This window comes from Micromonospora sp. WMMD736 (genome assembly GCF_049179015.1).
GTDB lineage: Bacteria > Actinomycetota > Actinomycetes > Mycobacteriales > Micromonosporaceae > Micromonospora.
Window position 1 is genome coordinate 1,263,323 of sequence record NZ_JBMHMI010000001.1, and the last position, 20,304, is coordinate 1,283,626.

24 protein-coding genes are annotated in these 20,304 nt (G+C 71.9%); 10 read left to right on the forward strand and 14 right to left on the reverse strand.

Annotated features, from left to right (window positions below):
* Window positions 1–291: 291 nt before the first annotated feature.
* Window positions 292–1,374 (reverse strand): substrate-binding domain-containing protein, encoded by a 1,083-nt coding sequence (locus tag ACN269_RS05610; RefSeq protein ID WP_421471365.1) that lies wholly within the window; start codon window positions 1,372–1,374, stop codon window positions 292–294.
* A gap of 96 nt (window positions 1,375–1,470) precedes the next feature.
* On the opposite strand from ACN269_RS05610, the gene ACN269_RS05615 reads away from it, so the two are divergent.
* Complete coding sequence (locus ACN269_RS05615) at window positions 1,471–1,935, forward strand: MarR family winged helix-turn-helix transcriptional regulator (protein ID WP_421471366.1); 465 nt, start codon at window positions 1,471–1,473, stop codon at window positions 1,933–1,935.
* An 8-nt stretch (window positions 1,936–1,943) separates the two neighbouring features.
* Here the strand turns inward: ACN269_RS05615 and ACN269_RS05620 are convergent, their stop codons facing one another.
* The 7 genes from ACN269_RS05620 to ACN269_RS05650 form a co-directional block, all read right to left on the reverse strand.
* Window positions 1,944–2,339, reverse strand: coding sequence for a cupin domain-containing protein (locus tag ACN269_RS05620; RefSeq protein WP_421471367.1), 396 nt, complete (start codon window positions 2,337–2,339; stop codon window positions 1,944–1,946).
* An 82-nt stretch (window positions 2,340–2,421) separates the two neighbouring features.
* Window positions 2,422–3,150: an urease accessory protein UreD gene (locus ACN269_RS05625; protein WP_421471368.1), complete on the reverse strand. Its 729-nt coding sequence runs from the start codon at window positions 3,148–3,150 to the stop codon at window positions 2,422–2,424.
* Window positions 3,150–3,908 (reverse strand): urease accessory protein UreG, encoded by a 759-nt coding sequence (ureG, locus tag ACN269_RS05630; RefSeq protein ID WP_421471369.1) that lies wholly within the window; start codon window positions 3,906–3,908, stop codon window positions 3,150–3,152. The genes ACN269_RS05625 and ureG overlap by 1 nt, the downstream gene beginning before the upstream one ends.
* The gene (locus ACN269_RS05635; RefSeq protein ID WP_421471370.1) at window positions 3,898–4,710 is read right to left on the reverse strand and encodes an urease accessory protein UreF; all 813 of its coding nucleotides are present in this window, start codon (window positions 4,708–4,710) and stop codon (window positions 3,898–3,900) included. The genes ureG and ACN269_RS05635 overlap by 11 nt, the downstream gene beginning before the upstream one ends.
* Complete coding sequence (locus ACN269_RS05640) at window positions 4,710–6,413, reverse strand: urease subunit alpha (protein WP_421471371.1); 1,704 nt, start codon at window positions 6,411–6,413, stop codon at window positions 4,710–4,712. Before ACN269_RS05640 ends, ACN269_RS05635 begins: the two co-directional genes overlap by 1 nt.
* Window positions 6,410–6,775 carry an urease subunit beta gene (locus tag ACN269_RS05645; RefSeq protein WP_421471372.1) on the reverse strand — a complete coding sequence of 122 codons (366 nt, stop codon included), beginning with the start codon at window positions 6,773–6,775 and terminating at the stop codon, window positions 6,410–6,412. The genes ACN269_RS05640 and ACN269_RS05645 overlap by 4 nt, the downstream gene beginning before the upstream one ends.
* Entirely contained in the window at window positions 6,772–7,074 is a 303-nt protein-coding gene (locus ACN269_RS05650) for an urease subunit gamma (RefSeq protein WP_222957358.1), read from the reverse strand. The genes ACN269_RS05645 and ACN269_RS05650 overlap by 4 nt, the downstream gene beginning before the upstream one ends.
* A 405-nt stretch (window positions 7,075–7,479) precedes the next feature.
* Between ACN269_RS05650 and ACN269_RS05655 the strand changes: the two genes are divergently transcribed.
* The 3 genes from ACN269_RS05655 to ACN269_RS05665 all read left to right on the forward strand — a co-directional run bounded on the left by ACN269_RS05655 (window position 7,480) and on the right by ACN269_RS05665 (window position 9,299).
* Window positions 7,480–8,301, forward strand: a complete 822-nt coding sequence (locus ACN269_RS05655; protein WP_421471373.1) for a hypothetical protein — start codon at window positions 7,480–7,482, stop codon at window positions 8,299–8,301.
* Between the two features lie 54 nt (window positions 8,302–8,355).
* Complete coding sequence (locus ACN269_RS05660) at window positions 8,356–8,742, forward strand: hypothetical protein (RefSeq protein ID WP_421471374.1); 387 nt, start codon at window positions 8,356–8,358, stop codon at window positions 8,740–8,742.
* Window positions 8,743–8,933: 191 nt separating this feature from the next.
* The gene (locus ACN269_RS05665) at window positions 8,934–9,299 is read left to right on the forward strand and encodes a VOC family protein (RefSeq protein ID WP_421471375.1); all 366 of its coding nucleotides are present in this window, start codon (window positions 8,934–8,936) and stop codon (window positions 9,297–9,299) included.
* Window positions 9,300–9,357: 58 nt separating this feature from the next.
* On the opposite strand, the gene ACN269_RS05670 is transcribed toward ACN269_RS05665, so the two are convergent.
* The 5 genes from ACN269_RS05670 to ACN269_RS05690 all read right to left on the reverse strand — a co-directional run bounded on the left by ACN269_RS05670 (window position 9,358) and on the right by ACN269_RS05690 (window position 13,568).
* A complete protein-coding gene (locus ACN269_RS05670; RefSeq protein ID WP_421471376.1) occupies window positions 9,358–9,903 on the reverse strand; it encodes a DUF4240 domain-containing protein in 546 nt (181 codons plus the stop codon).
* A gap of 153 nt (window positions 9,904–10,056) precedes the next feature.
* Window positions 10,057–10,320, reverse strand: a complete 264-nt coding sequence (locus ACN269_RS05675) for a hypothetical protein (protein WP_421471377.1) — start codon at window positions 10,318–10,320, stop codon at window positions 10,057–10,059.
* Between the two features lie 84 nt (window positions 10,321–10,404).
* Window positions 10,405–10,896, reverse strand: coding sequence for a hypothetical protein (locus tag ACN269_RS05680; protein ID WP_421471378.1), 492 nt, complete (start codon window positions 10,894–10,896; stop codon window positions 10,405–10,407).
* Window positions 10,897–11,302: 406 nt separating this feature from the next.
* A complete protein-coding gene (locus tag ACN269_RS05685) occupies window positions 11,303–12,022 on the reverse strand; it encodes a VOC family protein (protein WP_421471379.1) in 720 nt (239 codons plus the stop codon).
* 358 nt (window positions 12,023–12,380) lie between these two features.
* Window positions 12,381–13,568, reverse strand: a complete 1,188-nt coding sequence (locus tag ACN269_RS05690) for an LLM class flavin-dependent oxidoreductase (protein ID WP_421471380.1) — start codon at window positions 13,566–13,568, stop codon at window positions 12,381–12,383.
* A gap of 149 nt (window positions 13,569–13,717) precedes the next feature.
* Between ACN269_RS05690 and ACN269_RS05695 the strand changes: the two genes are divergently transcribed.
* Genes ACN269_RS05695 through ACN269_RS05715 form a run of 5 tightly spaced genes read left to right on the forward strand, consistent with a single transcriptional unit; the run spans window position 13,718 to window position 18,291 of the window.
* Entirely contained in the window at window positions 13,718–14,695 is a 978-nt protein-coding gene (locus ACN269_RS05695) for an aliphatic sulfonate ABC transporter substrate-binding protein (protein ID WP_421471381.1), read from the forward strand.
* Window positions 14,692–15,525: an ABC transporter permease gene (locus ACN269_RS05700; RefSeq protein ID WP_421471382.1), complete on the forward strand. Its 834-nt coding sequence runs from the start codon at window positions 14,692–14,694 to the stop codon at window positions 15,523–15,525. The genes ACN269_RS05695 and ACN269_RS05700 overlap by 4 nt, the downstream gene beginning before the upstream one ends.
* On the forward strand, window positions 15,498–16,229 hold the full coding sequence (locus ACN269_RS05705) for an ABC transporter ATP-binding protein (protein WP_421471383.1): 732 nt from the start codon (window positions 15,498–15,500) through the stop codon (window positions 16,227–16,229). The genes ACN269_RS05700 and ACN269_RS05705 overlap by 28 nt, the downstream gene beginning before the upstream one ends.
* Before the next feature lie 29 nt (window positions 16,230–16,258).
* Window positions 16,259–17,665 carry a selenium-binding family protein gene (locus ACN269_RS05710; protein ID WP_421471384.1) on the forward strand — a complete coding sequence of 469 codons (1,407 nt, stop codon included), beginning with the start codon at window positions 16,259–16,261 and terminating at the stop codon, window positions 17,663–17,665.
* Window positions 17,662–18,291, forward strand: coding sequence for a hypothetical protein (locus ACN269_RS05715; RefSeq protein ID WP_421471385.1), 630 nt, complete (start codon window positions 17,662–17,664; stop codon window positions 18,289–18,291). Before ACN269_RS05710 ends, ACN269_RS05715 begins: the two co-directional genes overlap by 4 nt.
* 97 nt (window positions 18,292–18,388) lie before the next feature.
* On the opposite strand, the gene ACN269_RS05720 is transcribed toward ACN269_RS05715, so the two are convergent.
* Window positions 18,389–19,240: an alpha/beta fold hydrolase gene (locus ACN269_RS05720; RefSeq protein ID WP_421471386.1), complete on the reverse strand. Its 852-nt coding sequence runs from the start codon at window positions 19,238–19,240 to the stop codon at window positions 18,389–18,391.
* Window positions 19,241–19,407: 167 nt separating this feature from the next.
* On the opposite strand from ACN269_RS05720, the gene ACN269_RS05725 reads away from it, so the two are divergent.
* On the forward strand, window positions 19,408–20,274 hold the full coding sequence (locus tag ACN269_RS05725) for a metallophosphoesterase family protein (RefSeq protein WP_421471387.1): 867 nt from the start codon (window positions 19,408–19,410) through the stop codon (window positions 20,272–20,274).
* The last annotated feature ends 30 nt before the right edge of the window (window positions 20,275–20,304 follow it).

Here is a 20,304-nt window from a genome sequence, read left to right on the forward strand (position 1 = left end):
TACGGGCACGCAAAGCGTCGACCGGCATGATTGCGTGAGTGTTTCCCAGTCCTTAATTGACTGTTTCCCGGCACGTGGAGATTGCGCACACCACAATGCCCGGCATCGCCTTCGCAGGAGGCTGCCGACAATGATTGAATCGACGCGGAAAAGGCCACCACAATGGTCGGCGGACAGATTTCCGCCGACGGTGGACACAGAATCGCGCGTACCCGGCCCGAGCCAGATCCTTCACGCAGGAAGTATCTTAGGACCGGGCCGGGTGGGCCTGTCAAGGGTCCGGACGGGCGGTCAGAGCTGGGCGAGCACGGTGAAGTCGAGGCCGTCCGCCTCGGCGAGGTAGATCCGCTGGCGCACGTGCCGCCGACGCAGCCGCAGCCGACCACGGGGCCCGTGGTACGCCACCGTGTCGGCCGCCGTCTCGATCGCCCGTACGTCGAGGGTGCGGGCCTGCGCGATCAGGGCGGCGAGCAGCATCACGCCCTCGTAGCAGGACTCCCCCAGGCTGCCCAGCGGCGGCGCCTCCACCCCGAACCGACGGGCGAACTCGCCGTGGAAGTCCAGGTTCTCCTGCGTCACCAGGCCGGCGAAGAAGCCCGCCGTGCTGTAGAGCCGCCGCGTCGCGCCCACGCCGCTGGCCAGCAGCATGTTCTCGTCCATCAGCGTGCTCAGCCGCAGGCAGCGCTGGTCCATCCCCGCACGCCCGAACGCCCGGTTGAACCGCACCGCGTCCGCGCCCACGAGCAGCATCACCACCGCGTCGGCCTCGCTGCGCTCGATCTGGCGCAGCACCTCGTCGAAGTCGTGCGTCTCCAACGGCAGGAACGCCTGCCCCACCACCCGACCGCCGCCGCGCAGCGCGTACCGCTGGGCCGCCCGCGCGGTGCGCCGGGGCCACACGTAGTCGTTGCCGACCACGAACCAGCGCCGGACGCCCTGCTCGCCCGCGAGCAGCCGCATGGCGGGCCACAACTGGGCGTCCGGCGTCTCGCTGGTCAGATAGACCCCCTCGGTACGCTCACCACCCTCGTACAGGGCGGTGTAGACGTACGGCACGCGGTGGGCGACCCGGGGTGCGAGCGCCTGCCGCACCGAGGAGATGTGCCAACCGGTGACGCCCTGCACGGCGCCCACCGACACCAGCGCCTCGACCTCGGCGGCCACCTCGGCGGGCGGGGCGCCACCGTCGACCGGCACCAGCCGTACCTCCCGGCCCAGCACCCCGCCGCAGGCGTTGATCTCCTCGACCGCGAGCTGCGCGCAGAGTTCGCAGGTCGGACCGAACATTCCCGCCGGCCCGCGCATCGGGTACACCAGCGCGATGCTGACCACGGCCCGATCGACGGTGAGCCACGGCGGTGCCGGCGCGGACATGAGCACATGATTGCCCGGCACAGGTCGGAAGACCAGACTTCACCACGGACCGGGACGACTCGCTACCATGACAGGGCCACCGGCCCAGGGAGTTCCATGTCACACGTGCCCGGGGCGCCAGCCGACCTGCTGCGCTCGCTCACCCGCGCCGAACGGCTGCTCTCCCGCCGGTTGGCCGCCGTACTGGCCGACGACGAGCTGACCCCCGAGGCGTGGCGGGTGCTCTGCCTGCTCGCCGACGGTCAGGGCCACCCGATGAGCGGGGTGTCCGCCGAGGCGTCGCTGCCGCCGGGCACCCTCACCAAGCTGGTCGACCAGCTCGTCGACCGTAACCTCGTGTTCCGGCGGATCGACGTGCTGGACCGGCGACGGATCCGGGCCTACCTGACGACGAGGGGCCGCCGTGAGCACGCCCGCATCGACGAGCGGGTCCGGGCCAGCCTCGCCGAGGCGGGCGTACCGGCCGACACCGCCCTGCTCGACGACCTCGCCGACCTGATCGCCCGGCTCGACCCGGCCGGTCGCCGCGACCACGCCGAAGCGGCCGGTCCGCGCCGCTGACGCCGGGCTCACTCCACCCTGGTGAGCAGCGGCTTGCCCTTCTCGACGACGTACGTGGCCAGCTCGACGGCCACCCCGTCGCCGACGTTGCGGGCCTGGTGGTGGACCCCGTACGGCACGGTCAGGGCGTCACCGACGTTGCACACCACCGGCGGCTGACCGTCGAGGGTGTACTCCAGTGACCCCTGGAGCACGCAGATGATCTCCTCGCCGGGGTGGAAGTGCTTGAACGGCGGCGAGTCCGGCGTGAACTCGACCCGGCTCTGCACGACCTCCCGGCCCTCGATGCTCAGGTCGTGCCGCTGAAGGTCGACACGCCACAGCCCGGGGGCACCCTCCACGGCTGTCGGGCTGATGCCCTCGGGTCGGTCCTTGCCACCCATCACGGCCTCCTCGTGAGCCATCCGGCGACCGGCGATCGCACGTTTTCCGAGGATAGGAGCGAAGCGAGCGCCGGGGCGCAGATTCCGCACAACGGTCCACGGCTCAGGCGGCGACCTCTTCACCCAGGTGGGCGCGGAGCGTGTGCGCGTCGGGCGCGGTGGCGCTGAACAGCGTCGCCGGAGCACCGCTCAGGGGCAGCCGCGCGAGCGTGCCCTCGACCATCGCGGGCTCGGCGGGGCGTGCCGGGTCCACCACCAGCAGCGACCCGGTGGCCGACGCGCCACCGAGCACCGCCGGCCCGGCCCAGCCGGGCGCACCCGGGCCGACCGCCAGCGACTGGCGCAGCAGCGGCCGGCCGTCGTAGTCGACCCGGGTGTGCACGACGGCGGCACCCGGCGTCTCGCCGTACCGGCCGCAGATCACCTCGTCCCGCCAGGTCAGCCTGGCGCCCGCGGCCAGCTCGACCCGGGACTCGGCGAGGTGCGCGCAGCCGGCCGCCGCGACCAGTTGCTCGGGCAGCCAGTGCAGTGCGCCGCCGTCGTGCACCACGGCGCGTACCGTCATCCGCGACACGGCGCCGGGCCGGCCGGGCAGGGCGACCGAGGCGGCGACGCTGTGCACCCGCACCGCCGCCCCCGGCCCCACGTCGATCTCCAGGCGCAGGTCGTCGCCGGCCAGCGGGCCGGCTGCCCCGCCCACCACGTACACGGTCGCGGCGCGACCGTCCCCGGGCGTCTGCCGCAGCAGCAGCGGCGTCTCGCCGCGCAGCTCGGCCAGGACCGTGCCGCCCCGGCCGTCGGCGCGGGCCACCACCCGGGCGAACGCGCGCATCAGGCCGGGCCGGCCGGCGCGGCGATCGGGTGCAGGGCCGCGTGGTGCGCCAGTTCGTGCCGGATCCAGTCGGCGACCCGACCCGCCGTCGGGTCACCGACGATCGACAGGAACACGGTCGGCAGGTCGCCACGCCGGGCCCGCGCGTCCCGGTCCATGACGGCCAGGTCCGCCCCGACCATGGGCGCCAGGTCGGTCTTGTTGATCACGAGCAGGTCGGCGGACGTGACCCCGGGGCCGCCCTTGCGGGGCACCTTGTCCCCGCCGGCCACGTCGACGACGAAGATCTGCCGGTCCACCAGGCCCCGGCTGAACGTGGCGGTCAGGTTGTCCCCGCCGCTCTCGACCAGCACCAGGTCCAGCGGGCCGACCGTCTCGGCCAGCTCGTCCACGGCGTCGAGGTTGGCCCCGATGTCGTCGCGGATGGCGGTGTGCGGGCAGCAGCCGGTCTCCACGGCGCGGATCCGGCTCGGGTCCAGCACGCCGGCCCGCTTGAGGAAGTCGGCGTCCTCGGTCGTGTAGATGTCGTTGGTGACCACGCCGAGTCGCAGCTCCCCGGCGAACGCCCGGCACAGCGCCGCCACCAGGGCGGTCTTGCCGGACCCGACCGGCCCACCGATGCCGACGCGCAGCGCCCGGCCGGCCCGCGCCAGCGGCGGATGCGGGTCCACCCCCGGCTCGGGGTGGGTGTGCGGAACGGTCTCGTCGTGCGGTTCGGCAGTGGGCACAGCGGTCGGCGAAACGGTGTCAGGACGCAAAGAGACGCACCTCCCAGGTGGCATGAGCTTCGGCGTAGATGTCGGCAAGGGGCGCGGCGGCCGCGGGCAGCCGCTCGGGTGGATCGTCGGCGGCCCGCGCCGCGTCGGCGGCGGTGCCGTCACACAGGTCGCTGAGACCGACCAGCAGGGCCTGCACCTGGTACGGGTCGAGACCGAGCAGGCGTACGCCGGCACTGGCCGCACCGGTCACCGTTCCGTAGGCGGCGACCGTGGCGGTGTCGACGCGGCTCAGGCCGGCGGCGGCGCAGAGCAGCCCGAGCACCAACGGCTGGTGCGCCCCCTGCGGTGTCGCGGGCAGGTCGTCGAACGGCCCGTCCGGCCAGATGGCCCGGCCGGCACGCAGCAGGGCCCGGCCCTGCCGGCGGGACACCCCCCGCAGCGCCGGCGACGCCGTCCGGGCGTCCAACTCCGCGTCGAGCCGCGCCAGCGCGGTCCGGCGCGGGCTGTCCTCGGCCGGCGCTTCCCCGCGTACGGCGGAGTCGGCCGGTGCTCTCCCGCGTACCCCCGGATCGGTCGGCGTGGTCGCGCGGCGCGCGGGATGGCCGAGGCCGACCGAGCGCCCGACGGGCGCGGCCGGCGTCACCGCCCGGTGGGCCGCCGCCGCGAAGGCCGCGCCGACCAGTCCGGCGGTGGCCAGCCGGCCGACGAGGAACGCCTCCAACGAGGCCAGGTCGGTCACCCGGCCGGCGGCTACGGCGGCCTCCAGGCCGCCGGAGTGCGCGTGCGCGCCGGCCGGGAAGCGACCGTCGGCGAGCAGCAGGAGCAGGCTCGACGTCGGCATCAGAACAGGAAGTACCGCTGGGCCATCGGCAGGCGGGGCACCGGGTCCGGTTCCACCACCTCCCCGTCGATCCGCACGGTGAAGGTGTCCGGGTCCACCTCGATCCGGGGCATCGCGTCGTTCTCCGGCAGGTCGGCCTTGCCCCGCGAGCGCACGTCGGCGACCGGCACCACCCGTCGCCGCACGTCCAGGCGCAGCCCGGCGTCGAGGGCGGCCGGCGCGACGAACGCCAGGCTGGTGGCCGCCGCCGCGACGCCGTACGCCCCGAACATCGGTCGCGGCAGCATCGGCTGCGGCGTCGGGATCGACGCGTTGGCGTCACCCATCTGGGCGTACGCGATCATGCCGCCCTTGATCACCAGGTGTGGTCGTACGCCGAAGAACGCCGGATCCCACAGCACCAGGTCGGCGAGCTTGCCCGGCTCGACCGAGCCGATCTCGCCGTCCAGCCCGTTCGCCATCGCCGCGCAGATGGTGTACTTCGCCACGTACCGCCGGGCCCGGTGGTTGTCGGCCGCGCCGTCGCCGGGCAGCGCGCCCACCCGCTCCTTCATGACGTGCGCGCTCTGCCAGGTCCGCAGGATCACCTCGCCCACCCGGCCCATCGCCTGCGCGTCGGAGCCGATGATGGAGATCGCGCCGAGGTCGTGCAGCAGGTCCTCGGCGGCCATCGTGGAGGGACGGATGCGGCTCTCGGCGAAGGCCAGGTCCTCGGGCACGGACGGGTTGAGATGGTGGCAGACCATCAGCATGTCCAGGTGCTCGGCGAGGGTGTTGGCGGTGTACGGCCGGGTCGGGTTGGTCGACGACGGCAGCACGTTGGGCTCGCTGGCCACCGTGATGATGTCCGGCGCGTGCCCGCCGCCCGCACCCTCGGTGTGGTACGAGTGGATGGCCCGGCCGCCGATCGCGCGCAGCGTGTCGGCCACGAAACCGGCCTCGTTGAGGGTGTCGGTATGGATCGACACCTGCACGCCGGAGGCGTCCGCCACCCGCAGGCAGGCGTCGATGGCCGCCGGGGTGGTGCCCCAGTCCTCGTGCAGCTTGAACCCGCCCGCGCCGGCCCGCAACTGCTCCCACAACGCCTCCTGCGAGACGGTGTTGCCCTTGCCGAGCAGCAGGACGTTGACCGGCAGCGTGTCCAGCGCCTCGTGCATGCGGGCCAGGTGCCAGGCGTTCGGGGTGACCGTGGTGGCCCGGGTGCCCTCGGCGGGGCCGGTGCCGCCGCCGACGAGCGTGGTGACGCCGCTGGCGAGCGCCTCGGTCACGATCTCCGGACAGATGAAGTGCACGTGGGTGTCGACGGCGCCGGCGGTGAGGATCCGGCCGTTGCCGGCGATCACCTCGGTGGCAGGGCCGATGACCAGGTCGGGGTGGACGCCGGGCATGGTGTCCGGGTTGCCGGCCCGACCGAGGGCGACGATCCGTCCGTCCCGCAGGCCCACGTCGGCCTTGACGACGCCCCAGTGGTCGAGCACCACCGCGCCGGTGATGACGGTGTCGAGGGCGCCTTCGGCGCGGGTGGCCCGGGACTGGCCCATCGACTCGCGAATCACCTTGCCACCGCCGAAGACTGCCTCGTCGCCGCCCACGCAGTGGTCGGTCTCCACCTCGATCAGCAGACTCGTGTCGGCCAGCCGGATGCGGTCACCGGTGGTGGGCCCGTACAGATCGATGTAGCGGTCCCGCCGCACGGCGCTCACCGCGCTGGCCCGTCGGTCGTCGGCGCGTCGGTCGTCGGCGCGGCCGGTGAGGCGGCGTCCAGCGGGCCGGCGCACTCGCCGCGCAGGCCCGGCACGACGCGCGCGCCGCCGAGCGGCACCAGGTCGACGCTGCGGCTCACGCCCGGTTCGAACCGGACCGAGGTGCCTGCCGGTACGGCCAGGCGCTGCCCCCAGGCGACGCCCCGGTCGAAGGCCAGGGCCGGATTCGCCTCGGCGAAGTGGTAGTGCGAGCCGACCTGCACCGGACGGTCGGCCGTGTTGACCACGACCAGGGTGGTTACCGGTCGACCCACGTTGATCTCCACCGGGCTGTCCGCCGGCAGGATCTCCCCCGGGATCACGGGATCGGGTGGTGCACCGTCACGAGCTTGGTGCCATCCGGGAACGTCGCCTCCACCTGCACCTCCCTCAGCAGCTCGGGGATGCCGTCCTGGACGTCGTCGCGGCCGAGCACGGTCCGGCCGGCCGACATGAGGTCGACCACCGAGCGCCCGTCCCGGGCCCCTTCGAGCAGGAAAGCGGTGATGATCGCGACGGCTTCGGGATAGTTGAGTCGCAGGCCGCGCTCGCGGCGGCGGCGGGCGACATCGGCCGCGACGTGGACGAGCAGACGGTCCTGCTCGTGCGGGCTGAGGAACACGGGATTCTCCGGTGGGGATCGGCGTGGCCGGCTCGCCGTCGGCTCCGCGCTGAGCCGCTCCGGGCAGCACCACCCGGAGGACGAACTGGGATCACACGACCGCCGAGACGACCGTCGACGAGGTGGCCCGGGACTCCACCATCCCGGCCCGCACGACGGGCACCCGGCGGTGTCGGTCGGATGCGGACCGCACCGCCCACCGCTTGAGCAGACCGTAGAGGATCGTTCCCGGCGGGGGCAACAGGGTGCCCGCGATGAGAGATCACGCCGCGCCGGCGTGGGGTCGGATAGCCGACTCGCCTCCGCGCCACCTCGCGGTTCGCGCCGGCCCGCTTGCGAGCGCCTCGATGGGATCATGACGGGGGCGGCCCGCCCATCGCCGCACATCCACATTGGAGGTTCGCGTTGGGAGACTCCCCCACCACCGACGGTCACAGCGACGACCGGCGGCTTCGGACCCTCTTCGTGATCGGTGCGGCGGCCAACGTCCTCGGTGTGGTGACCGCGGTGGAGAGCTGGCTCAAACGGGACGTGCTGTTGTTCGCCCTCACCCTGACGGCGGTCCTGCTGCTCGGCGGATTCTGGCTGTGGCGTCGGCAGACCCGCGTCGCGATCGCCCTGCTGGCAGTGGGCTGCGTGCTGCTCGGCGGTGTCCTGGCGACCCAGCTCCACCACCCGTCGACGCCGTCACCGGCCGCCGACGCACCGTCGACGTCGCCGTCCAGCGCCGGAGCACCGTCGACGTCGTCTCCCACCGCGGTCGCCGCATCCCCACCGGCCACCAGCCCCGCCGCGCCGCCCGCGAGCCAAGCCGCCTCTGGTTCGAACCCGGACGCGCCCCGCACCCTCGTCGTTCAAGACGTCGTGCTGCCCCGGGAGGCCGCCGTCGACGTCGACCGGCCGGATCAGCGGGTCGTCACGAACCACTCCGACGGCGCGACGGACGGGCTCGACCTCTACCACGACTGGGGCGATATCCGTTCCGACAACGTCCAGGTCGCCAACGCGCCGAACGTGTACCCGTACTCCGGCGGTAACCCTGGTCGGGCGTACGCGGACTGCGTCGCGTCGGCCACCGGCTCGGCACGGGCCTCCTTCACACCCGGCGCGAACTGGTGCTTCCGTACCTCGGAGGGACGCCTCGGGTTCGCCACCATCACCAACGACAGCCGCGCCGACAAGGCGTTCGTCGTGCACGTCGTCGTCTGGGACGCCACGGGTGCCTGACTCTGTGCCGGGTGGGCGTTCCCGCGCGCGGTCGCTGCGGGAGATGATCGCTCGATGACGGCGACGCGTACGGGCGCAGTGATCGGCGGGCTGTTCCTGGCGGTGGCCACCGTCGGGGTGTGGCTCGCCTGGCTGGGCTGGGACACCGGTTACACGGTCGACGCGCGGACCGGCGCGACGAGTGGCCCGTACGAGGCGTGGCAGGTGATCGGCTGCGTGCTGACGCTCGTGCTGCTGGCCGCGCTGGCCGCGTGGCGACTCAGCCCGTGGCTGGTGGCGCCCGTGATGACTGTCGCCTTCACCGCCGCCTGGTCCCGCCAGGCCGCGTCGCGCGACGACAGCGGGCTGTGGGTCGTCGGGGCGGTCCTGGTGCTGATCGGGATGGCGGTGGGCAGTACGACGGTCAGCCTCGTCGTCCGCCGGGCCGCCCGTTCCGACTAGCTCGAACCGGCTCGCCCATCGATGCAGGCGAGAATGCTGTGACGGCCGGTTGAGCCGACCATGATGGAGCGAGTTCAGACCAACACGACGCGCCGCAGGTAGAGGCGTGCCGCCCCTTTCCTCGCGGAGCCCGCTTCTGCGAGTTGCGTGCTCCCTGGCGAGGGCCTTGGGGTATGGCTAGGTTAGGGCTCATGACGACGACCATGGGTAGGTTTGCCGGCGTCACGATAGATTGCCAAGACCCACAGAAGCTGGCTGACTTCTGGTCCGCTGTGCTCGGCGGCCGGGTGATGGAATCCCTACCCGGCTGGCGGCGAGTCATCGTTACCGACGGCGGGCCGGTGTTGACGTTCCAACCGGTACCGGAGCCCAAGGTCGGCAAGGCGCGTCTGCACTTGGACATAACCGTCGCCGACGTCGGTCAAGCGGTGGACCGGATCGGGACGCTGGGCGGCCGCTGGACCGGCGAGCGACACGACTACCCGGAGGGCGCGGTCTTGGTGATGGCCGACCCGGAGAGCAACGAGTTCTGCGTCGTGCAGCATTACCAAAAATGACGTCCCGGCGGCACTTCCGGCGGAAGAACGAGCACATCTGCCACGATTCGGACGGCGGTCAGTCGGCCGCACGTTGCCATGGGCGCTCGATCCACGGATTGTCGTTGAGGTAGGCCGTCAGCCTGGGAAAGCGCTGTCTGGTGCGGGTCTCGTCGGTCAGGTCGACCGGAGTTCCGCGCGGTGTGTCGGGTCCGGCAGGACCGTCGATGGCGAAGGGCGCTCCGGTTGCGGCGATGTGGGCCTCGAGTGGGAGGCCGCAGAACCAGTCGATGCGGGCGTTGTGCCGGTCGAACGCCAACTCGACCAGGCTGTCAGGGTCGTCCTGGACGCGCCGCATGGTTCGCCGCCCGTGCGAAACGATCCAGTCTTGCACGGCAATGAATTCGTCATCATCGATGGGCCCGAGGAGCAGCGTCCCAGCGTCCCGGACCGGCCAGCGGTAGAGCTCATCCTGGGCCTGGAACCACAGTTGTTCGAACTGCTCGATCTCGTTCGGGGTCAACGCGCGAAGTCGACGAAGCAGCGCCTGAGCGACGAGTTCGGTGTCACTGCCCGCCTCAGCCCGGGCCCCTTCGACGAGGCGCCAGAAGACCGCCTGTTCCACTGCTGGACCGTACCGACTCGGTCGGGCACGTGTCGACGTGGGCGCGTCGGTCCTCGCTTGGCGCGATCCAGGATCAGGCACGCGGATCTGCCGCGGACCGCGCGTCGCGAAGCGTCACGATCGCTTGAGTCAGGTGCCGTCCGGTAGCGCTGGTCAGGAGTCAGAGGGATCGCCGAATGCGCTCGGATTTGCGGTCTGCCGGATGAACGACAGGACCCTCGGCAGGACGTAACAGAACTCGCCGCCACCCCACGAGTCCACGAGGCCACCGGCTCGTTCCATCGCATCCCACAATGGCTCAGTCGAGCGGATGATGTCCTGCGCCGTAGCCGGATCGGTGTCGACGGCAGCGCAGACAGCCGCCGTCAGCTCCGCGCGAGATGCGGCGGGCATGTCCTGCAACGGATCATGAGGCATCCGCAGAAGCTACCTCAGGCGACGTCCACGCTCATACCGCCGATAGTCGCCGATCCCGTCCCCGACCGGCGCGCTTCAGTAACGCTAGAGATCGTGGAGTTCGGCCACCTGGTCACGGGAGATCGCGACAGCTCGGATGATGTCATCGAGCGGGCCCGAGATCCGGGCATCAGGAATCGGACGGAAATCCTCGATGAACATGCCCTCGCCGACGAACGTCTCCGGATCGAAGCCGAACTCGCTGAGGTCGCTCCACCCCGCCTGGACCTCTGCGCTGACGCCGTCCGGCGAGGTGACCCTGAGCCAGGCGCTGCACTGGTCGGCGAAGTGGTACGGCAGCATGACCGCACCGCCCCCGGTAGTGCTCAGCCGGTGCAGGTGCGCGATCCACCGGTCCAGCATGTACATCCGGGTGCGGTGCCGCCCGCCGACGTCGAAGACCACCTCGTCCGGTTGCAGCACACACTCGTGCCGGCTGGTGCCGAGCAGCAGTACGAAGCGAGCAGGCTCCGATCGGCCGCCAGCCTCGATCGACAGACCGATCTGCCGCGCGGTCGTCAGGTACGCCTCGTCCACGTGTGTGTTCCCTCCCCGTCGTCGGGCCGCCAGCTCGGTGCGGCGCCGATCCGCCCCAGCGTTGTCGTCGCGCTCCTCTCAGGATGGCCCGCCGGTCCAGGGCGCGTCCGGACGGTACCCGTACTCGGATGGCAACTCCAGCCAGGCGGATGCGGACTGCGTCCCGTCGGCGACCGGCTCGGCGCGGGCCTCCGTCACACCCGGTGCGGGCTGTTCCTGGCCGTGGCCCGTGGCTGGTGGCACCCGTGATGACCCTCGCCTTCACCGCCGCCTGGTCCCACCAGACGGCATCGCGCGACGACAGCGGACTGTGGGTCGTCGGAGCGGTCCTGGCGCTGATCGGGATGGCGGTCGGCAGCACGACGGTCAGCCGCACCGTCTTGTGCCGGGTTGAGTGCGGCGTTCGTCACCGCAGTGCTGCTGCGAGTTGGGCGGCGTTGTCGAACGCCGATGCCGCCCTTTCGGATTCGTCTTCCCTGAGCGTGACGGACCGCGCGCGGGCCAGCATCTCCGCCGCAGTCTCTGGATCGTGCAGCACCATCGCGAGTTCGGCGCGGTAGACCAGGACCTCTACCTGCTCGACCGGGTCGTCGTCGGCTTGCGGGCGGGCCAACGCGCTGTTGAGGATCCGGACGGCCTGTTCGACACTTCCCCTGGAATCGGCCTGCACGACAGCATTCGCCAGCGCCTTCGCCAGCCGCCCGGCAGGCGTGGCGGCCGGTATGGGCGCGGCGGTGGCGTCCCGGAACACGCGGATCCAGTTGCCGCCCGGGTCGATGACGCTGAACCCGCCCAACCCATCGGCGTTCTTCCGCGCCCTGGGCCGCGTCATCCGCGGCGTTCCGGACACCAACACCTTGCCGTACGCGGCCCGCATGCCGGCTGCGAATGCCTGATGTAGTCCCTCGATGTCCGGGGTGATTACGAGACAGGAGCCATAGGACTGCTCCGGGTCGAATCCGGCGATCTCGAAGAACTGCAGATGCAGGTCTTCCCGCTGAACCCCCACACACGCGTTGGGCTTGCGTTGCTTGTACGTGGTGCGGAAACCGAGGACGCCGTAGAAGGCTTCGATGTCGTCGATGGACGCGCACGGCAGCAGGGGAACGGTCCGCTCGTTGGTCATGCCTCCTTCATAGGCGTCGCAGGGTGTCCGTCGCACATGGAAACAGCCGATCATCGCCTTCGGTCATCCGATCGGCTGATGACTAGAACGCAACGCGGGCCAGCCGAACCATCAGCGGCGCCTGGTCACGCTCCATGACGAGGTCCACCACCCACCAGACGAACGGCAGATCCTCGTGTGCGCGGGCCTCGGTCGCGGTGAGGTCCGGGCCGCCCTCGGGGACCCGTTCGAACGGCTCGTCGACGGGCGAGCAGGCGTAGCTGTCGTCGTCGTTGAAGATGATCGCGTGGAAGCTGCCGCCGGCGGCGGCACGTCGTCGGGTGCGGGCGCACGCCGCACGCCCGCACCCGGTGGCTGGTCAGCGGGCCGCCACGGGCTCCGGCGTCGGACGCGGTGTCGTCGTGCCGGCGAAGGGGATGTCCGCGAGGTCCGCCGGGGCCGGGTGGCCGTCGGGGTGTCGCCACAGACCGCGCTCGCGCAGGATCGGCAGTACGCCCTCGCCGAACCAGTACGCCTCCTCCAGGTGGGGGTAGCCGGAGAGGATGAACTCGTCGATGCCGAGCGCGTGGTACTCGGCGATCCGGTCGGCGATCTCGCGGTGGCTCCCCACCAGGGCGGTCCCGGCCCCACCCCGTACCAGGCCGACGCCGGCCCACAGGTTGGGTGCGACCTCCAGGCTGTCTCGGGAGCCGCCGTGCAGGTCGAGCATCCGGCGCTGCCCCTCGGACTCGCTGCGCCGCAGCCCTTCCTGCACGGCCCGGATGTCGGCCTCGGCGATGCCGTCGAGCAGCCGCCGAGCCTGCGCCCACGCCTCGTCGGCGGTGTCCCGGGCGATGACGTGCAGGCGGATGCCGAAGCGCAGCTCCCGACCGGCCTCGGCGGCGAGGGCCCGGACCCGGTCGAGTTTGTCGGCGACCTGGGCCGGTGGCTCACCCCAGGTGAGGTAGACGTCGCTGTGCCGCACGGCCACGGGCAGGGCGGCGGCGGACGAGCCACCGAAGTAGACCGGGGGCGTGGGGTCGGGCAGCCGGTGCAGTCGCGCCTGCTCGACGCGTAGGTGGTCGCCGACGTGGTCGACGGTCTCGCCCCGCCACAGCGCGCGGACGACGTGCAGGAACTCGTCCGTGCGCGCGTACCGGGCGTCCTTGTCGAGGAAGTCGCCGTACGCGCGCTGCTCGGTCGACTCGCCGCCGGTGACCACGTTGAGCAGGAGTCGGCCCCGGGACAGCCGCTGGAAGGTGGCGGCCATCTGCGCGGCCAGGGTGGGTGAGGTCAGGCCGGGCCGGAACGCCACCAGGAACTTGAGGCGTTCGGTGACCTCGGTGAGCATCGCGGTGGTGAGCCAGGCGTCCTCGCACCACGCGCCGGTCGGGGTGAGCGCGCCCACGAAGCCGAGTTGCTCGGCGGTGCGGGCGATCTGCCCCAGGTAGGCCACGCTCGGCGGGCGGGCGCCCCCGGCCGTGCCGGTGGGTACGCCGTGTCCACCGCCGACGACGTCCCGGCTGTCGCCGTTGGTGGGCAGGAACCAGTGGAAGGTGAGGGTCATCGGGGCTCTTTCCGTGTGTGCGCGGGGCGCTCTCCTGAGGGGTGGGACGAACCCGCCCACAGCCTACCCATAAAACCTATCGGGTTAGTAGGCTACCGCCCACGCCGGTCGACGCGGCCCGGCTCATCCGTTCATGTCAAGGAGCCGCCATGCGTACCCCCTCACCTGTTCGTCCCCCGCGTCGCCGCCTGCGCACGGCGGCGTTCACCGCCCTCGTCCTGCTCGCCGCGGGCGGCGTGAGCGCCTGCGGCGGGTCCGCCGACGCGGGCGACGACGGGGGCAAGCTGCGGATCGGCTACCAACGCTTCGGCGGGCTCAGCCTGGTCAAGGCGCGCGGCGCGGCCCCGGACGTCGAGTGGTCGCTGTTCGAGAGCGGGCCGGCGCTCACCGAGGCGCTCAAGGCCGGGTCGATCGACATCGGACAGGTGGGCGAGGCCCCACCGGTCTTCGCCGCCGCCGGCAAGATCCCGTTCTCCATCATCGGCACCTCGGCGCCGATCCCGCAGGGCGAGGCCGTGCTCGTCAAGGCGGACAGCGGCTACCGCAGCTTCGCCGACCTCAAGGGCCGGACGGTCGCCCTCAACAAGGGCTCCAATGTCCACTGGCTGCTGGTCCGGCTGCTGGAGGCCAACAAGATGACGCTGCGCGACATCAACGTCAAGTACCTCAAGCCGGCCGAGGGACGGCCCGCCTTCGACAGCGGCCAGGTCGACGCGTGGGTGATCTGGGACCCGTACTTCGCCCTGGCCGAGCAGCCCGGCGTGCGGGTACTCGCCGACGCGACCGGCCTGGCCAGCAACCGCGAGTACGTGCTGGCCGCGCCGGACACGGTCACCACGCGCACGGACGACGTCCGGACGTTCTTACAGAAGTACCGCGAGGTGACCGACTGGGGCATCGCCAACCCGCAGGAGCGGGCCCGCACGCTCGCGCCGGAGCTGAAGATCCCGGAGGACGTCACGAGCCGCGCACTGGACCGCAGCGCCAAGCCACTCGCCCCGGTCAGCCCGGCCATCGGCGACGAACTCCAGGCGATCACCGACAGCTTCGTCGCGCTGGACCTCATCCCGGGGCCGGTCGACATCAGGAGCCGGGTGGACGATCGTTTCAGCGCGGTGTTCCAATGAGTCGTACCCCGCTGCTCGAAACACCGCCGGAGGTCGCGGCGGAACCGACGCCCGCAGCCCGCCGCCCACGGCCGTCCCGGCGGTGGCGGCGGGTGGTCAGCCCGGTCGCGCTGGTGCTGGGCTGGGAGTTGGCGGCCCGGACCGGCGTGTTGGCACCGGAGAAGCTGCCCGCGCCCAGCGACGTCCTCGCGACCGGCTGGCGACTGTCCCGCGACGGCACGCTCGCCGTGCACCTGGTGGACTCGCTCACCCGGGCCGGCGCGGGGTTGCTCATCGGCGGCGTGCTGGCGCTCGTGCTGGGCGCGGTGGCCGGGTTGTTGCGCCTCGGCGACGACCTCGTCGACCCCCCGGTGCAGATGGGCCGCATGCTGCCGCACCTGGGCCTGGTACCCCTGCTGATCATCTGGGTCGGCATCGGCGAGTCGCTGAAGATCAGCCTGGTGGCGCTGGGCGCGTTCTTCCCCGTCTACTTCAACACGTACGCCGGCATCCGGGACATCGACGAGCGGCTGGTGGAGGCCGCCCGGGCCTGTGGGCTCGGGCCGGCCGCCCGGCTGCGGCACGTGGTGCTGCCGGGCGCGCTGCCGTCGCTCTTCCTCGGCCTGCGCCTCGCGATCGGCGCGGCCTGGCTGAGCCTCGTCGTCGGCGAGCAGGTCAACGCCCAGACCGGCATCGGCTTCCTGATGATGGAGGCCCGCGAGTTCAGCCAGACCGACGTGGTGGTCCTCGGCCTGCTCGTCTACGCGCTGCTCGGGCTGATATCCGACCTTGCCCTTCGCGTGGCGGAGAGGAGGATGTTGACATGGCGACGCGGACTGCGAGCCACCTGATCGGCGCGACCCCGGTGCTGACCGCCCACGCGATCCGCCGGTCCTTCGGGCCGACGGTCGTGCTGGCCGGGGTCGACCTGAGCATCGCGCGGGGCGAGGTCGTGGCCCTGCTCGGCGGCAGCGGTTCGGGCAAGAGCACCCTCCTGCGCATCCTCGCCGGGCTCGACGGCGAGGCGACCGGTGAGACCGTCGTGCACGGCACCGCCGCCGTGGTCTTCCAGGAGCACCGGTTGCTGCCGTGGAAGCGGGTGGCGGCGAACGTCGGGCTCGGCCTGTCCGGTCCGGACACCGCGGGCCGCATCGGGCGGGCGTTGACCGAGGTCGGGTTGGCCGAGCGACACCGGGCCTGGCCGGCCGAGCTGTCCGGCGGGCAGGCGCAGCGGGTGGCCGTCGCCCGGGCGTTGGTCCGCGAACCGGACCTGCTGCTGCTCGACGAGCCGTTCGGCGCCCTCGACGCGCTCACCCGGCTGCGGATGCAGGTGCTGCTGCGTCGGCTCCGCGCCGAACACGGCTTCGCCGCCCTGCTCGTCACCCACGACGTGGAGGAGGCGCTGCTGCTCGCCGACCGGATCCTGCTCCTCGACGACGGCCGCATCGCCGCGGACCTGCCCGTCGACCTGGCACCCACCCGCACGCCGGAGGACCCGGGCTTCGGCGCGCTGCGCCGGCTCCTGCTCGACCGACTCGGCGTTCCCACCACCTGAGTCCCACCACCTGACGAAGCGGAGATGCGATGACCCGCTGGACGCCCGACCCCACCTTCTACCCGTCACCCCGCGAGGCGGCCACCGCCCCGGCCGAGAAGCTCGCCTACGTGGCGGCCTTCGACCGTACGGCCAGCCGCCCGGACGCCATCGTGGTGCTCGACACCGACCCGGACTCCGCCGACTACGGCCGGGTGGTCGGCTGGACCGAACTGCCACACCTCGGCGACGAGCTGCACCACTTCGGCTGGAACGCGTGCAGCAGCGCGCTCTGCCCGACGGCCCCGCACCCGCACGTCGAGCGGCGCTACCTGATCGTGCCGGGCCTGCGCTCCTCGCGCATCCACGTCGTCGACACCCAGCCCGACCCGCGCCAGCCGCGGGTGGTCAAGGTGATCGGGCCGGAGGAGCTGGCGAAACGGGCCGGCTACTCCCGCCCGCACACCGTGCACTGTGGCCCGGACGGTATCTACCTGTCGGCGCTGGGCGGCGCGGACGGCGAGGAGGGTCCGGGCGGCGTCGCGATCCTCGACCACACCACCTTCGAGGTACGCGGGGCGTGGGAGGCCGACCGGGGGCCGCAGTTCCTCGCGTACGACGTGTGGTGGCACCTCAACCAGGACGTGCTGGTCACCAGCGAGTGGGGCACCCCGTCGATGATCGAGGACGGCATCATCGGGGAGCTGCTGCTGGGCCGCCGCTACGGCCACGCCATCCACTTCTGGGATCTCGCCAAGCGCCGGCACGTGCAGCGGGTCGACCTGGGCGATGCGTACCAGATGCCGCTGGAGCTGCGCCCGGCGCACGACCCGACGAAGTCGTACGGGTTCGTCGGGGTGGTGATCAGCGTCGAGGACCTGTCCGCCTCGGTGTGGCTGTGGCACCGCGACGGGGACGCCTGGGCGGTCACCAAGGTGATCGACATCCCGGCCGAGCCGGCCGACCCGGCGGACCTGCCCGACCTGCTCAAGCCGTTCGGGGCGGTGCCGCCACTGGTGACCGACATCGACCTGTCCGTCGACGACCGCTTCCTGTACGTGTCGTGCTGGGGCACCGGCGAGCTGCGCCAGTACGACGTCAGCGACCCGCTGCACCCGGTGCTCACCGGCTCGGTGCACCTCGGCGGGATCGTCCGTCGTACCGCCCACCCGTCCGCCCCGGACGAGGCACTGGCCGGTGGTCCGCAGATGGTGGAGGTGAGCCGGGACGGCCGGCGGGTCTACGTCAGCAACTCCCTCTACGGCGCGTGGGACGACCAGTTCTATCCCGACGGGGTGGGCGCGTGGCTGGCCAAGCTCGACGTGGACGTGGAGGCCGGCGGGCTCACCCCGGACGTGCGGTTCTTCCCGCACGGCGACGAGTTCCGGGGGTTGCGCGTGCACCAGACGCGCCTACAGGGCGGGGACGCGTCCTCCGACTCGTACTGCTTCCCGTGACCCTCGGAACCCTGGCGACGCTCGCCGCCCTCGGCGCGTTCCACGGCCTGAACCCGGCGATGGGCTGGCTGTTCGCGGTGGCCCGGGGCCTCCAGGAACGCCGCCGGGCGGCGCTGCTGCGCGCGTTGCCGCCGATCGCGGCAGGGCATCTCGCCTCGGTGGCGATCGTCGCCGCCCTGGTCACCGCGACCCGCTCGGTGACCGCGAGCACCGTACTGGCGGTGGTCGGCGGGGTGCTGCTGGTCGGCTTCGGACTGTGGCGGCTGCTCTCCGAGCGGCACTTCCGCTGGGCGGGCATGCGCCTGTCGGCGGCACAGCTCGCCGGCTGGTCGTTCCTCATGTCGTCGGCGCACGGCGCGGGGCTGATGCTGCTGCCGGTGCTGGTGGCCGAGCCGGTTCCCGGGGGCCATGCCGGGCATCTGGCGGCGGCGTCGGTGGGCGCGCTGCCCGGGTTGGCCGCCGCGGGCGTGCACACCGTGGCGATGTTCGGCACCGCGTTGGTCGTCGCGGTGCTGGTCTACGAGGTGCTCGGGGTGGGGGTGCTGCGCAAGGCCTGGTTCAACGTCGACCGGCTCTGGGCCGGCGTGCTGGTCGCGGCGGGGCTGGTGACGCTGATCCGGGCGTGACCACGCGAACGCCGACACCCGGCCCCGGTGCGAAACGCTGGGGCCGGGTGCCGGAGCGCCGTCACGGCGCTGGCGTCCGATCGGCTACCGGTACGGGTCAGGCGCGCGCCTTGGCCGGCTGCTTCATGAAGTCCATGATCGCCTTGTTGACCTCGTCGGCGTGCGTCCACGGGATACCGTGCGGCGCGCCCTTGAGCGTGACGAGCGTGCCGGTCGGCATCATCGGGCCGAGCCGCTGACCGGTCACCGGGTACGGCAGCACCCGGTCCTGGTCACCCTGCACGATCAACACCGGAATGTCGATCTTCGGCAGGTCCGGCCGGAAGTCCTCCTGCCAGGCGTCCACACTGTCGTGGGTGGCCTTGGCGGAGGCCATCGCGCCGATCTGCCAGTGCGCCCGGTACGCCTCTTCGCTGACCCGCTTGCCCATGTTCTGGTCCGGGTTGAAGAACGCGTCGCAGAACGACGTCAGATAGGCGAAGCGGTCCTTGATGATGGCGTCCTGGAAGCCCTTGAAGAGATTCCGGTCGACGCCCTCGGGGTTGTCGTCCGCCTTGGCCAGCATCGGCTCGAGCGGGCTGAGCAGCACCGCCTTGCTCACGCGTTGCGAGCCGTAGTTGCCCAGGTAACGCACGACCTCACCGGTGCCCATCGAGTGCCCCACGAGGGTGACGTCACTGAGGTCCAGCTCGGTCATCAACACGTCCAGGTCGGCCGCGAACGTGTTGTAGTCGTACCCGAACGCCGGCTGCGCCGAGTTTCCGAAGCCGCGCCGATCGTAGGTGATCGTCCGGTATCCGGCGTTCAGCAGCGCCCTGGTTTCCTTCTCCCAGGTCGCGCCGTTGAACGGGAAGCCGTGGATCAGCACCACCGGCTTACCGGACCCGTGGTCCTCGTAGTACAGGTCGATGGGCGCGGAGTTTTCCGTCCCCACGGTGATGAAAGGCATGTTTCGTCTCCTGCTCCGGTCTCGGGCTCTCGGACGCCCCGCGCTTTCCCGCCGGCTCAGCGGATATGCCGGCCGGCGGGCACGTCCCGTGGTAGCCATCGCAAGCGGAGCAGGACACGACCGAATCGGAGTATGCCGATCGGGCCGCCGACGCCTAGCCTCGACCCGTGAGCGCTTCCCCCCGGCTGCGGGCCGTCAGCGACCTGCACATCAGTTACGCGGAGAACCGCGCCTTCGTCGAAGAGCTGCGTCCGGACCACCCCGGCGACTGGCTGCTCGTGGCCGGCGACGTGGGCGAGAAGTTCGCCGACATCGAATGGGCACTCGATCTGCTGAGCAGCCGATTCGCCACCGTCGTCTGGGCGCCCGGCAACCACGAGCTGTGGACGCCGCCCGGCGACCCCGAGCACCTGCGCGGCGAAACCCGCTACCGCGAGCTGGTGGCGATGTGCCGCCGCCTGGGCGTCGTCACGCCCGAGGACCCGTACCCGGTATGGGACGGCGAGGGCGGCCCGGCCACCATCGCCCCGCTCTTCGTGCTCTACGACTACACGTTCCGGGTGCCCCAGGCGAGCACCAAACAGGAGTCCCTGGACATCGCGTACAAGGCCGGCGTGGTCTGCACCGACGAGGCGCTGCTGCACCCCGACCCGTACCCGAGCCGCGAAGCCTGGTGCGACGCCCGCGTCACCGAGACCGAACGCCGCCTCACCGAACGCGACCCGGACCTGCCGACCGTGCTGGTCAACCACTACCCGCTGGTGCGCGAACCCACCGACATCCTGTGGTTCCCGGAGTTCGCCCAGTGGTGCGGCACCGTCCGCACCCGCGACTGGCACCTGCGCTTCGGCGCGTCCACGATGGTCTACGGGCACCTGCACATCCCCCGCACGACCTTCTACGACGGCGTCCACTTCGAGGAGGTCTCACTGGGCTACCCCCGCGAGTGGCGGCGACGCGGCCCGGTCCCCAACCCCGTCCGCACCATCAACCCCGCCGACGACGTACGCCGCCGCACGTCGGTCACCGGGTAAGCCCGACGAGCGCCGCCAGCCGTGCGGCTG

Excerpts from the sequence above, each read along its gene's own strand:
- ACN269_RS05620 (WP_421471367.1), bottom strand. The coding sequence starts at position 2,339 with ATGGCTCACGAGGAGGCCGTGATGGGTGGCAAGGACCGACCCGAGGGC.
- ACN269_RS05615 (WP_421471366.1), top strand. The coding sequence starts at position 1,471 with ATGTCACACGTGCCCGGGGCGCCAGCCGACCTGCTGCGCTCGCTCACC.
- ACN269_RS05685 (WP_421471379.1), bottom strand. The coding sequence starts at position 12,022 with ATGACCAACGAGCGGACCGTTCCCCTGCTGCCGTGCGCGTCCATCGAC.
- ACN269_RS05610 (WP_421471365.1), bottom strand. The coding sequence starts at position 1,374 with ATGTCCGCGCCGGCACCGCCGTGGCTCACCGTCGATCGGGCCGTGGTC.
- ACN269_RS05635 (WP_421471370.1), bottom strand. The coding sequence starts at position 4,710 with ATGCCGACGTCGAGCCTGCTCCTGCTGCTCGCCGACGGTCGCTTCCCG.
- ACN269_RS05710 (WP_421471384.1), top strand. The coding sequence starts at position 16,259 with ATGACCCGCTGGACGCCCGACCCCACCTTCTACCCGTCACCCCGCGAG.
- ACN269_RS05695 (WP_421471381.1), top strand. The coding sequence starts at position 13,718 with ATGCGTACCCCCTCACCTGTTCGTCCCCCGCGTCGCCGCCTGCGCACG.
- ACN269_RS05625 (WP_421471368.1), bottom strand. The coding sequence starts at position 3,150 with ATGCGCGCGTTCGCCCGGGTGGTGGCCCGCGCCGACGGCCGGGGCGGC.
- ACN269_RS05675 (WP_421471377.1), bottom strand. The coding sequence starts at position 10,320 with ATGCCTCATGATCCGTTGCAGGACATGCCCGCCGCATCTCGCGCGGAG.
- ACN269_RS05705 (WP_421471383.1), top strand. The coding sequence starts at position 15,498 with ATGGCGACGCGGACTGCGAGCCACCTGATCGGCGCGACCCCGGTGCTG.
- ACN269_RS05720 (WP_421471386.1), bottom strand. The coding sequence starts at position 19,240 with ATGCCTTTCATCACCGTGGGGACGGAAAACTCCGCGCCCATCGACCTG.
- ACN269_RS05660 (WP_421471374.1), top strand. The coding sequence starts at position 8,356 with ATGACGGCGACGCGTACGGGCGCAGTGATCGGCGGGCTGTTCCTGGCG.
- ACN269_RS05690 (WP_421471380.1), bottom strand. The coding sequence starts at position 13,568 with ATGACCCTCACCTTCCACTGGTTCCTGCCCACCAACGGCGACAGCCGG.
- ACN269_RS05700 (WP_421471382.1), top strand. The coding sequence starts at position 14,692 with ATGAGTCGTACCCCGCTGCTCGAAACACCGCCGGAGGTCGCGGCGGAA.
- ACN269_RS05665 (WP_421471375.1), top strand. The coding sequence starts at position 8,934 with ATGACGACGACCATGGGTAGGTTTGCCGGCGTCACGATAGATTGCCAA.